The following is a 12,263-nucleotide window of genomic DNA, read 5'->3' as shown; positions in this document are numbered from 1 at the left end:
AGAAAGAGAAGACGGGCGTGCCCACGGGCGCGTACGCTGTCAACCCAGTCAACGATGAGCGCATCCCGATCTGGGTGGCCGACTACGTGCTGGCCTCGTACGGCACCGGTGCCATCATGGCTGTGCCCGGACAAGACGACCGCGACTGGGCCTTCGCCGAAAGTACGACCTGCCGATTGTGCGCACGGTGCAGCCGCCCGAGGACTTCGACGGCGATGCGTACACCGGCGATGGACCTGCCATCAACAGCGGATTCCTGAACGGACTCGACGTGAACACCGCCAAAGACCGCATTACCAACTGGCTGGAGGAGCACGGTCACGGCGAGGCCACCATCAACTACAAGCTGCGCGACTGGCTCTTTAGCCGCCAGCGCTACTGGGGCGAGCCGTTCCCCATCATCCACGTGGATGGCGAAGCGAAGCCGGTTCCTGCCAACGATTTACCGGTCGAGCTGCCCGCGATCGACTCGTACAACGAGATTCTGGAGCAAGACGCCGCTTTAAGTCCGCTCGGGGCCCTCGACGACTGGGTCGAAACGACGGATCCCGAAACCGGCAACCCCGCCCGCCGCGAAACCAACACCATGCCGCAGTGGGCCGGATCGTGCTGGTACTTCCTGCGGTTCATCGACCCGCACAACGACGAGCAGCTGGTTGACCCTGAGAAGGAAGCCTACTGGATGCCGGTAGATCTGTACGTGGGCGGGGCCGAGCACGCGGTGCTGCACCTGCTCTACGCGCGCTTCTGGCACAAAGTGCTGTATGACGCAGGCGTGGTGTCCACCAAAGAGCCGTTCCAGACACTGGTACACCAGGGGCTCATTCTGGGCGAAACCGAATATACGGCCTATGCGGATGCCGACGGCGCGTACGTGTCCGCCGAGCATGTGGATGACAACACCGACACGCGTACCGGTGCCGAGGTGACCCCCTCGCCGGTGGAGCAAGATGCCATCACCAAAGATGGAGATCATTTCGTGCTGTCTGAGCACCCCGAGATCCGTGTGGATGCACGCTCGCACAAGATGAGCAAGAGCCGCGGCAACGTCGTAAACCCCGACGACGTGATCGACGAGTACGGAGCCGACGCACTGCGCCTCTACGAAATGTTTATGGGTCCGCTGGAGCAGGTGAAGCCGTGGAGCACCTCCGACGTAGACGGTGTGTACCGCTTCCTGGGCCGCGTGTGGCGTCTCGTCATCGACACACAGGGGGAGGCGCAGGTCACAGACGGCGACCCAAGCCGCGAGCAGCTCCGTGTGCTGCACGAGACCATCCAGAAAGTGACCGATGACATTGAATCGCTCAGCTTCAACACGGCCATTGCCAAGATGATGGAGTTTGTGAACGCCGCCAACAAGTGGGACGCGGTGCCGCAATCCATTGTCGAGCCGTTCGTGAAGCTGCTCAGCCCGTTTGCGCCGCACATTGCCGAAGAGCTGTGGGTACGCCTGGGCCACGATGAAAGCATTGCGCACGCCGACTGGCCTGAACTCGTTGAAGAGCACCTGAAGCGCGAGGTGGTTGAGTTAGCGGTGCAGGTGAACGGCACCGTGCGCGGAACCGTTGAGGTGGCGCCCGACGCCCCCGAAGAAGAGGCCCTTAGCACGGCCCGTGCCGACGACAACGTGGCGCGCTACTTGAACGATGGCACCGTGCGCCGCGAAATCTACGTGCCCGGACGCATCATCAACTTTGTGGTGAACTGACCTACCGCACGGCCCGAGTCGTAGTCCCTACCAAACGACAGGAGGGCCAACGCCAGCATGAGGCGGAGGCCCTGCAACAGTCATTGCGGTACGTATCCCTTGGCAGCTATCGGGGCGGCGATCGAAACCAACGATGCGGGGCACGCTACCCGATGGCGTACAGCTCGTGCCGAGTTTTTAGACGCGGCTTAATTCGGGGAAACGGTACTCAGGTCAACGTCTTCGTCGGTGCGGAAGGTGTACCAGATGATCATGGCATTGTCGGAAGAGCCGAACGGCATACCCGCCTCGCGGTAGGCATCCCAGGCCTGGCAGTACAAGCGCATGCCCACAGCCCAGGTGTTCTCTGACATGGGCAGCCCCGACGTGTTCGGTGGGCGGAAGGGCATTTCAAACTCGTGGTTGCCGTCGGAGGAAGAGGAATCGTTCGAACTGGTATTCATAGTCTGAAAATAGAATAAGGCAATTGAGTAAGCGAGTCCTGCTAAGCCCACGCGCGTGGGCTTAGCGTTCGTACAGCAGACTGACATACGGATGCGCAAGACCCGTGCTCATTGAAGCACTGCGCTGCGCACCCTATTACATTACCGAAAACCATGCCACATACCCGCTCCTTCCCGCATGACAGATGAAACCGTTGATATTCTGGCGCTTGCTGCGCATCCCGACGACGTGGAGCTTTGTGCCGGGGGCACTATGTGTACTTTGGCGCAACAAGGTTATACCACTGCTGTGGTAGATTTTACTCGTGGCGAGTTGGGATCGCGCGGCACGCCTGAGCAGCGGCAGGAGGAGGCCGAGGCGGCTGCGCGTATTATGGGGCTCTCGGGGCGCGATAACCTGGAACTGCCTGATGGCAACATTGAGAACACTCCGACCACGCGCCGACACCTTATCGAACGGATTCGCCGGTATCGTCCGGACATTGTGCTCATCAACGCGCCCGAGTGCCGCCACCCCGACCACTGCGCGGCGTCCGAGCTTGCAAAAGATGCGCTCTATTACAGCGGCCTGCGCAAAATTGAGACGACCAATGCCAACGGCAAGACGCAAGAGCCGTGGCGTCCGCACCACATTTTGCACTACATGCAGGCAGTGCCCTTCGAACCCACGTTCGTGCTCGACGTGTCGGACGTGTGGGAGCAGCGCATTGAGGCGCTGCAGGCGTTCGAGTCGCAGTTCTACAATCCCGACTATGAGCCCGACCCCGATGAGCCGGAGACCTACGTCTCCAACCCGACCTTTTTCAAATGGGTAGAGGCACGGGCGCGCACCTACGGATACCGCATTGGAGCCACGTACGGTGAGCCATTGCTCTACTACCAGGGGCCGGTGGGCCTGCGCGATCTGCCACAGGCCCTCTCTATACGACGGCCTTTTCGGTAAGTGGACGCCCCAGGCATCCGTTTCTGCAACAATTTAACCGCGCCTCGTCCATTTATGCCTGATGCTCATACGGGGCACGTTGACACAAAGGGGCATGCTACGCTATATTGCGGTTATGCGTTACGGCATGCGCTACGAACGAACCGGGCTTTTGCATAAAGCATTCGGACGCGTTCGGCTCGCTATTCAAGAACGGCTATGTGAAACCTTTCGATGACCAGTACCAGTGATTTCCGAAACGGCCTCACGTTCATCTGGAAAGATGACCTGTGGCAGATCGTCGACTTTCTACACGTGAAGCCCGGCAAGGGCGGTGCGTTCGTGCGTACGACCCTCAAAAACGTGCGAGACGGGCGCGAGCTCGACAACACCTTCCGGGCAGGCGAGAAGGTCGAAGAAGTACGCGTAGAGAAACGAGCCCATCAGTTCTTGTACGAAGACGACCTGGGCTTGCACTTTATGAACACCACGACCTACGAGCAATTTTCGATTCCGCCCGAACGCATTGACGGGCGCGAATATCTGAAAGAAGGCGCCGAGGTTGATATCCTGTTTCGGGTTGATACCGAAGAACCGCTGCGTACCGACATTCCACAGAAGATGGATCTGGAGGTTGTGGAAACCACACCCGGTGTAAAGGGCAACACGGCACAAGGCGGCTCGAAGCCCGCCACCCTTGAAAGCGGAGCCACGGTAGACGTCCCGCTCTTCATCAACGAGGGCGACACCGTACGCGTAAATACCCAAACCGGCGATTACGAAACGCGGGTCGAATCGGCCTAACGCCCTCAGCTTACCTCTGGCACGGGGCCGTGCCCTGCCAGCCTCGTTTGTCTCACCCAGCCCCCAAACGTATGAAACTGTCCAAGATTCAAGAGCTTCTGCAGATGGTCGCCGAGAGCGGCGTGGCGGAAGTGGAAGTGGAAGAAGACGACTTCAAAATCACCATTCGCCAGAACGGCCCTACGGTGATGATGCAGCCGTCGTACAGCCCGCCCATGCACGGCTACGGCATGCCTCAGCAGCCGCAGTACGCGCCGCAACCGCAGCAGCAGCCCCAGCCTCAGCCGGCGCCCCAGCCGCAACCCTCGGCGCCTGCTCCCGAAACCAGCGCGCCCGCTGCAAGCCCTTCCACATCGGACAGTGCCCCCGCGCCCGACACCGACGAGGCCGACGACGGCGAACTCGGGGCCAACGAGATCCTTGTGAAGGCGCCCATCGTTGGTACGTTCTACCGCGCCCCCTCGCCCGACTCCGATCCGTTTATCACCGAAGGCGACCGCGTGGGCGAAGGCGATGTGCTCTGCATCATCGAGGCGATGAAGCTGATGAACGAAATTGAGTGCGAAACGCCGGGTGTTGTCAAAGAGATTCTGGTGGAAGACGCCGATCCGGTGGAGTTCGACCAGCCGCTCTTTGTTATCGATCAAAGCTAAGCGCATCCCCCGTAGTTGAACATTGGGGGTTGACACGCTGCATGGCTCTGTGCTCTGTGGCCGCCCCCTTCGCCTTGGGGATGCCTCCTGCATGTCCTGCCGATCGCCTGCCTGCTCACCTGACGTTGCCTCCCTGTTTTGAAGAAAGTACTGATCGCCAATCGCGGCGAAATTGCCCTTCGCATCATTCGCACCTGCCACGAGATGGGGCTACGCACTGTGGCGGTATACTCTACCGCCGATGCCGACTCGCTCCACGTTCGCTTTGCCGATGAAGCCGTATGCATCGGCCCGCCCTCGTCGAGCGAGAGCTACCTGCGGCCCGACCGCATCATTGCCGCCGCCGAAGTCACTGGCGCCGATGCGATTCACCCCGGCTACGGCTTCCTCTCCGAAAACGCTGAGTTCAGCCAGATCTGCTCTGACCACGACATCACGTTCATCGGGCCGCGAGCCGAAACCATCCGCCTGATGGGCGAGAAAAGTCAGGCCAAGAAGACCATGGCCGAGGCGGGCGTGCCTGTGGTTCCCGGCTCCGACGGCATCCTCCCATCCATGGAAGCAGGCAAACGCCTGGCCGCCGAAATTGGCTATCCGGTGATGGTGAAAGCCAGTGCGGGCGGCGGCGGACGCGGCATGCGCCTGGTGCGCGAGCCCGAGAACTTCGAGCAGCGCTACGAAGGCGCCCGCTCCGAGGCCGACGCTGCCTTTGGCAATCCCGATATGTATCTCGAAAAGTGCGTCATGAACCCGCGCCACATCGAGATTCAACTGCTAGGCGATGGCAAAGGCAATGTGATGCACTACGGCGAGCGCGAATGCTCCATTCAGCGCCGCCACCAGAAGCTGCTCGAAGAAGCCCCCTCGCCCATCGTAGACGACGACCTGCGCACCCGCATGGGCGAAGCCGCCACCCAGGGCGCCGCCGCGCTCAACTACGCCGGGGCCGGCACCATCGAGTTTCTGGTGGATGCCGAGAAGAATTTCTACTTCATGGAGATGAACACGCGCATCCAGGTCGAGCACCCCGTCACCGAAGAAGTCACCGACTGCGATATCATCGAACATCAGATTCAGGTAGCGATGGGCGAGACGGTGACCCGCACCGAGAGTCCGCTGCGGGGGCACTCCATTGAGTGCCGTATCAACGCGGAAGACCCGGCGCGCAAGTTCAGCCCCTCGCCCGGCACGATTACAGCGTTCCACCAGCCGGGCGGACTGGGCGTACGGGTGGATACGCATGCCTACACCGGCTACCGCATTCCGCCGCACTACGACTCGATGATTGCCAAGCTCATCGTGCACGCCGACACCCGCGAGCGCGCCATCAAACGCATGAAGCGGGCTCTCGACGAGTTTGTGATCGAAGGCGTAAAAACAACCATTCCGTTCCATCAGCAACTGTTGGAGAACGAGGACTTCCAGGCTGGCACATTCGACACCCAGTTCATGGAGACGTTCACGTTCGACCCGAACGCATAACGCTCTCCAAACAGCACCCCGGTCATCTTTTTGGCGTCGGCGTATGCGAATCCGCACCGGCGCTTCGTTTCCCCCTAACCCATGCACCTGTTATGAGCTATCCCAGCGACCTGTACTACACCGAAGACCACGAATGGCTGCGCCTGAACGACGACGGCACCGCCACCGTCGGCATCACTGAGTTTGCCGAGGGCGAGTTGGGCGACATTGTGTTCGTTGAACTGGAGCCCGAAGGCACGGAACTCTCTGCGGGCGACGTGTACGGCACCGTCGAAGCAGTGAAGACCGTTTCCGAGCTGTTTATGCCCATGTCGGGCACCATCATCGAGGTAAATAACAGCCTCGAAAGCGCACCTGAGCAGGTCAACGAAGACCCGTACGGCGACGGCTGGATGGTGGTTATCGAACTCGAAGACGAAAGCGAACTCGACGATCTGTTGGATGCCGAGGAATACGCGGACGTCGCGTAATCCGACCGTTTCTTGCTGTCTTTTTTCCAATAGATGCTCCGCCGCATGACCGAAGAGCGCATCTTAATCGTCGATTATGGATCGCAGTACACCCAGCTTATCGCCCGCCGCATTCGCGAGGCCGGGGTGTACTCCGAAATCCACCCGTGTACACGTCCCACAGAAGAGCTTGCCGCCCTTGAACCCGATGGCGTCATCCTGTCGGGCGGGCCGTGCTCGGTGTACGACGACTACGCGCCGGAGCTTGACCCGGAGCTGCTGCGCCTGACCCGCGATGATGGTAGTCCCGTCCCCGTGTTGGGCATCTGCTACGGCTTGCAGTCGATGGCTCACATCGCAGGCGGGGCCGTAGAGGGGGCCGAACGCCGCGAGTTTGGGCGCGCCACTCTGCGCATCCCCAACGAGAACCGTACCGACGCTCTGCTCGAAGGCATGCCCGACGGCTCCACCGTGTGGATGAGCCACGGCGACCACCTCACCGCGCTGCCCGATGGCTACACGGTGCTGGCGCGCACCGAAAATGCACCCATCGCAGCCGTACGCCACACCGACAGGCCGCACTTTGGCGTGCAGTTTCATCCCGAGGTGGTGCATACGGACTACGGTGCGCAACTGCTCGAAAACTTTGCGCTGCGTATCTGCGGGTGCGAAGGGGCGTGGTCGCCTGCGTCGTTTGTGGAGACACAGGTGGAGGCGCTTCGCGAGCAGGTGGGCGATCAGCACGTCATCTTGGGGCTTTCAGGTGGGGTCGATTCCTCGGTTGCCGCTGCGCTGCTGCACAAAGCCATTGGCGATCAGCTCCACTGCATCTTTGTGAACAACGGACTGCTGCGCAAGGGCGAATGGACGCAGGTGCAAGATACCTTCCGCGGCCACTTTAACATGGACCTGCGTGCGGTGGATGCTACCGATCGCTTCCTCAATGCGCTTGAAGGGATCGACGACCCCGAAGAGAAGCGCACGCGCATTGGCAACACCTTCATCGACGTGTTTACCGCCGAGACCGACGCGCTGGCCGAGGACCTGGGCACACGTCCCGCATTTTTAGCGCAGGGCACGCTCTACCCCGACGTAATTGAGAGCGTGTCGTTCAAGGGGCCGTCTGTCACCATCAAAACGCACCACAATGTGGGCGGGCTGCCTGAAGAGCTTGGGTTTGAGCTGCTGGAGCCCTTCCGCGAACTGTTCAAAGACGAGGTGCGTGCCATTGGCGAGCTGCTGGACGTGCCGTCGTCAATCGTAAACCGGCATCCGTTTCCAGGGCCGGGGCTGGCCATTCGCATTATGGGCGAAGTGACCCGCGAGCGCCTGGCTACCGTGCGAGCCGCCGACGCGATCTTTATTGAGGAACTGCGGGCGCACGATCTGTACGACGCAGTGTGGCAGGCGCTGGCCGTGCTGCTTCCGGTGCAAACGGTGGGCGTGATGGGCGACGAGCGCACGTACGAGCACGTGTGCGCGCTGCGTGCCGTGACGAGCGTCGACGGGATGACGGCCGACTGGGCGCATCTGCCGCACGACATGCTGGGGCACACGGCCAACCGCATCGTCAACGAGGTGCGCGGCATCAACCGGGCCACGTACGACATCACTTCGAAACCGCCGGGTACCATCGAGTGGGAGTAGCGCCTGGCGTATCCCTTGTACGGCGCGTGCCCAACGCCTGCTGCTCCTGTCGCACTGCTGATCATCGAGACGAGACCGATTATGTGGCGTTGGATTTCTATTATGCTTGTGCTGCTGGTGGGTGTTGTGCCCGGAGCCATAGCGCAGCAAAACGACGAGATTCCTGAAAATGAGGATGCCGAACTGCTCTTCGAAGAGGGGCTGGCTGCCTTTGAGGAGGGCGAATACACCGAGGCCTACCGGCGCTTTCGAGCTGCCGTTGAGTATCCTCTGCATCAAAAAACGACAGCCTCACTTCTTATGGGGGGGCGGGCCCTCTACCGAACTGGACGCTATGAGGATGCGATCTCTATTCTGGAAACGCTCCTTGACCGCTATCCCGACACCACCTATCGTGCACAGGCCAATCAGATCATCAGTTACGCACGCGACGGGCAGCAGTCGGGCCAGTCGGCTCCCGATACGCTGCGTATTGGATTGATGATCAATCTGGAAGACGAAGAGGCGGCGCGTTCACAGGCCTTCTTTAACGGCGTACGCCTGGCTGTTGATCGGCATAACGGGCTTGCGCGCCGCTACGTGCTGCCGCCTGAACTGGACGATGAGGCCGACGAGGTCACCGTGCATGACACAGCCGACTTCTTCGATGACGAACGCGCCGAGGAAGACGGAGCCACGACGCTCGTTACCTCGCGCGATACGATGGTCGTCGATTCGTTGCAAGCCGTTACCGAGCAGACGCGCACGCCGGAGCGCATCGCTAAGATGCACGTGCGCCACTTTCACACGGACGACGGGAACGCCGAGGCTTCAATTGAAGCGGCCGTCGATTCGCTCGTGCGCATGGATCAGGTAGATGTTGTGATCGGGCCGTTTTACAGTCAGCAGGCCGAGCAGGCCGGGGCGGCGGCTGAGGAGGCAGGCGTGGTACTTGTGGCCCCGCTGGCTACCGAGTCGAGCGTGTCGGAAGGGCGCACATATGTCTTTCAGGCCAACCCGTCCATCGAAATGCGAGGCCGGGCGATGGCGCGCTACGCCGCCGAGGGGCTGCTTATTCGCTCAACGGCGCTCATCTATGAGCAAGGGCGTGGGCTGAGCGAGCGCATGGCCGAGGGCTTTCGCGACGAGGCACGATCCATCGGCATGGACATCCCATTTACGTACGAGGTGGAAGGCGACCGGTCGTGGTCACGTCTGCCCAATGCCATGCGCTCCGATAGCACCATTACCGATTCTATGATGACATCGGCACAAGCCGTGTACTTGCCGTTTTCCGGGCGTAATGCCCGCGGGCGCATCCAAGAAGCGCTGGTTGGCCTGGAGCGCATGCGAATGGGACTGCGCGCACTGGGGAATGCCGAGTGGCATGATCTGGGTATTGAGAAGGAGGCCAGCAAATTTACGGCGACCTACACCAACGACTTCTACGTGAACACGTCTCGCCCTGAGGTCCAAGAGTTTGTACGCTCCTACGAAATCTTGACGGGCACCACCCCCGATGCCGAGTCGCCCACTGCTCGGCGCCTGTCATATACGGGCTACGATGTGGCCAGCTATCTGCTCGGTGGACTGGACAGCACGTCTACCCGCATTCGGCCCGATATGCTACGTTCGGCAGAGCGGTATGAAGGGCTCGGCATTCGCATCGACTTTAGCGAGGGCAACATTAACCAGGGGCTGTTCATCCACCGATACCGGAACGACCGACTGGAACTGGTGCAGTAGTGCTGTGTCACAGGTCAATGTTTGGGTTAAACCAGATGGATACGCGTGCTGTGCCGTCCCGAAAAGTTCCTGCTAAACACCGAGGAGATGGTCCGACTGCGCTCACCATGACACGCTTCGCTGGGGGGATAATTGCAGAGCAACCATCAAAATGAGGGTTGACACAGCAGTAGTCTCCAGCCACCACCGCACGTGCACCGGCTACGTGTGGGCCGGTGCCATATCGCTTTCGGGGGAGGCGGAGGTGGGCGCTTCCGGATCGTTGGAAATCCAGCGGCGCAGGGCGTACACGCAGGCGTAGAGCACCGGCGTGTCGAGCGCAGCAATGCCGAGCTTGAACACGTACTGTCCGAACACAATGCCCTGCCAGGTCGACCATGCCAGCGCCTCGGTCTGCGGATTTCCGTCGATCTGCGGCCACCAGACCAGCGCAATCGTCACGACCATTGTCGTATCCACCAGCTGGCTGAAGAAGGTGGAGCCGTTGTTGCGAATCCACATGTACTTGCCGTCAGTGAGCGTGCGCAGCCCCTCGTAGATCTGCACGTCGATGTACTGTGCGGTGAGGTACGCAATCATCGAGCCCAGCACAATGCCCGGCATCAGCCCGAAGACCATGTCGAACGCCTCTTGCGAAACGGGTGAGGCGTCGTAGACCGGAGCCTGCGCCGCAATCCACACCACGAGCGTCACAAACACGCTCACAACAAATCCCACCCCCACCACCGTGCTGGCGCGCTTGCGTCCGAAGAGCTCCGAGATGAGATCCGTCACCAGAAACGTGACCGGATACGCAATAATGCCCGCTGAAAGCTCTTGTCCGAACAGCACGAAGAACTTCCCGGCAATGGCGTTGGTCATGACCAGCGCGCCGATAAAGACCCCAGCGAGCATCAGGAACGCAACTTCGGCGCGCGTGGTGGTTGAGTTGCGAAGCACATCAGGATCGGCAGACGAAAAGTCGCTGGGCGGGGGCGTATCGGACACAGGGCGGGGCCGGTGGAATGCGAAAAATAGGGGCGAGGTCAGGTAGCCTCACTGTAGCTGCACGACCTCCGTTCCGGGCGCTGGCGCCTGTAACAGCCTTTACACGATCGGGCGGAGGCAGCGCCTGTGCATCCCTCTACAGCCATTCCTGTTCGCGATACCAGGCGATGGTTTCGGCAACCCCTTCGTCGAGCGCAATGGCAGGTTCGTATCCGACCATGCGCCTCGCTTTCTCACTGCTGCACATGGTGGCGGCGTATCGGATTTCGCGGGCCTTTTCGCGGTTTAAGGCGGGATACGACCCGGTAACTTTCCCCCACAGTTCCGATGCAGCGCCCAGGGCTCCCACCAGAAATGACGGCACGGGCATCGTAACCGCCCACGTGTCGAGCGCGGCGGTAGAGGCGGCCTTGACCTCGTTCCACGCGTATGGGCGCGGGCTCCCCAGAAAGAACACCTCGCGCAGTGCATCGGGATGCGTGGCGCACTGAATCATGCCCTGAGCCAGGTCGCGCACGTGTACGAGGCTCACCGCCGGATCGCTGCCGCCGCCAACGACCGGGCAGACGTGGCTGTTTACCGCCTGAAAGAACGTGAGGATGTCGCGGTCGCGCGGGCCATACACCGCAGGCGGACGCACCACGGTAATCGGCAGATCCTCCCAGTACGATGTCGGCATCTGATGCGTGCTGCGGAGCGCCTCCTCCATCTCGGCCTTGCTGCGTCCGTAGCGGCTCACTGGCTGTAGCGGATCGTCTTCGGTGGCCGCGCCATCGGCGCCGCGTCCCACGGCGGCCAGGCTGCTGGTGATGAGTACGCGGTCCACATCGGAAGCCACTTGCTTGACCGCGCCGAGCAGATTGAGCGTGCCGCGCACGTTGGCCTGGTAGAACGTATCCCAGTCCTGCGCCCGTGTGATGCCGGCGACATGGTACACCTCATCAACGCCTTGCAGCCCTTTCCAGAGCGCCTCTACGTCAGTCAAGTCGCCCCGCACCGGCGTAATATCGAGCGGCCCCAGCCACTTTTGGCGGTCGCGCACCAGACAGCGTACCTCGTCATACCCGCGCTCCAGCAGCGCCTCGACCAGATGGCTGCCCACAAAGCCGGTGCCCCCGGTGACGAATGCGGTCTTCGATTTTGGATTTGCGATTTTGGATTTTGGATTATCCGATTTGCGATTTTGGATTTGCGATTTTGGATTGGGGGACATGGAGGATGGTAGATGGAGGATGGTAGATGGAGGATGGTAGATGGAGGATGGCGGTGCTGGCAGGAATCAGGCTATTCGGCAGACGAAGAACAGAACGTATCGGCGCGTTGAATCATGCGCTGAAGCATGCCGCCAATCTGTTGCCAGGCTTTATCGAGTGCCCTATACTCGGCATCTTCCAGATAGCCACACATGCGCGCATGATCGAGCCAGACCTGTGTTTCCAT

11 protein-coding genes and 1 pseudogene are annotated in these 12,263 nt (G+C 60.8%); 8 read left to right on the top strand and 4 right to left on the bottom strand.

Annotation, left to right across the window (positions count from 1 at the left end; all coding sequences use genetic code 11):
• A pseudogene (gene leuS / locus R6U20_RS11900) lies at nt 1–1,711 on the top strand (leucine--tRNA ligase); the annotation flags it as partial.
• A gap of 188 nt (nt 1,712–1,899) precedes the next feature.
• On the opposite strand, the gene R6U20_RS11895 reads toward leuS, so the two are convergent.
• A complete protein-coding gene (locus R6U20_RS11895; protein ID WP_410338072.1) occupies nt 1,900–2,154 on the bottom strand; it encodes a hypothetical protein in 255 nt (84 codons plus the stop codon).
• 178 nt (nt 2,155–2,332) lie between these two features.
• Between R6U20_RS11895 and bshB1 the strand changes: the two genes are divergently transcribed.
• The 7 genes from bshB1 (at nt 2,333) to R6U20_RS11860 (ending at nt 9,836) form a co-directional block, all read left to right on the top strand.
• On the top strand, nt 2,333–3,097 hold the full coding sequence (bshB1, locus tag R6U20_RS11890) for a bacillithiol biosynthesis deacetylase BshB1 (RefSeq protein ID WP_410338071.1): 765 nt from the start codon (nt 2,333–2,335) through the stop codon (nt 3,095–3,097).
• A gap of 213 nt (nt 3,098–3,310) precedes the next feature.
• A complete protein-coding gene (efp, locus tag R6U20_RS11885; RefSeq protein WP_410338070.1) occupies nt 3,311–3,880 on the top strand; it encodes an elongation factor P in 570 nt (189 codons plus the stop codon).
• Nucleotides 3,881–3,951: 71 nt separating this feature from the next.
• Entirely contained in the window at nt 3,952–4,533 is a 582-nt protein-coding gene (gene accB / locus R6U20_RS11880; protein ID WP_410338069.1) for an acetyl-CoA carboxylase biotin carboxyl carrier protein, read from the top strand.
• Nucleotides 4,534–4,671: 138 nt separating this feature from the next.
• A complete protein-coding gene (gene accC / locus R6U20_RS11875) occupies nt 4,672–6,015 on the top strand; it encodes an acetyl-CoA carboxylase biotin carboxylase subunit (RefSeq protein WP_410338068.1) in 1,344 nt (447 codons plus the stop codon).
• A 92-nt stretch (nt 6,016–6,107) separates the two neighbouring features.
• The gene (gcvH, locus tag R6U20_RS11870; RefSeq protein WP_410338067.1) at nt 6,108–6,485 is read left to right on the top strand and encodes a glycine cleavage system protein GcvH; all 378 of its coding nucleotides are present in this window, start codon (nt 6,108–6,110) and stop codon (nt 6,483–6,485) included.
• A gap of 45 nt (nt 6,486–6,530) precedes the next feature.
• Nucleotides 6,531–8,111 (top strand): glutamine-hydrolyzing GMP synthase, encoded by a 1,581-nt coding sequence (guaA, locus tag R6U20_RS11865; protein ID WP_410338066.1) that lies wholly within the window; start codon nt 6,531–6,533, stop codon nt 8,109–8,111.
• An 81-nt stretch (nt 8,112–8,192) separates the two neighbouring features.
• Nucleotides 8,193–9,836 (top strand): ABC transporter substrate-binding protein, encoded by a 1,644-nt coding sequence (locus tag R6U20_RS11860; RefSeq protein ID WP_410338065.1) that lies wholly within the window; start codon nt 8,193–8,195, stop codon nt 9,834–9,836.
• Between the two features lie 201 nt (nt 9,837–10,037).
• Here the strand turns inward: R6U20_RS11860 and R6U20_RS11855 are convergent, their stop codons facing one another.
• The 3 genes from R6U20_RS11855 to R6U20_RS11845 form a co-directional block, all read right to left on the bottom strand.
• Entirely contained in the window at nt 10,038–10,823 is a 786-nt protein-coding gene (locus tag R6U20_RS11855; protein ID WP_410338064.1) for a queuosine precursor transporter, read from the bottom strand.
• A gap of 136 nt (nt 10,824–10,959) precedes the next feature.
• Nucleotides 10,960–11,976, bottom strand: a complete 1,017-nt coding sequence (locus R6U20_RS11850; RefSeq protein ID WP_410338074.1) for an NAD-dependent epimerase/dehydratase family protein — start codon at nt 11,974–11,976, stop codon at nt 10,960–10,962.
• 131 nt (nt 11,977–12,107) lie between these two features.
• Nucleotides 12,108–12,263, bottom strand: a complete 156-nt coding sequence (locus tag R6U20_RS11845; protein ID WP_410338073.1) for a four helix bundle protein — start codon at nt 12,261–12,263, stop codon at nt 12,108–12,110.

Origin of the sequence: Longimonas sp., assembly GCF_046498435.1 — a bacterium.
Lineage (GTDB): Bacteria > Bacteroidota > Rhodothermia > Rhodothermales > Salinibacteraceae > Longimonas.
The sequence above is the reverse complement of the archived record's forward strand: the minus strand, read 5'-3'. Positions and strand labels throughout refer to the sequence as shown.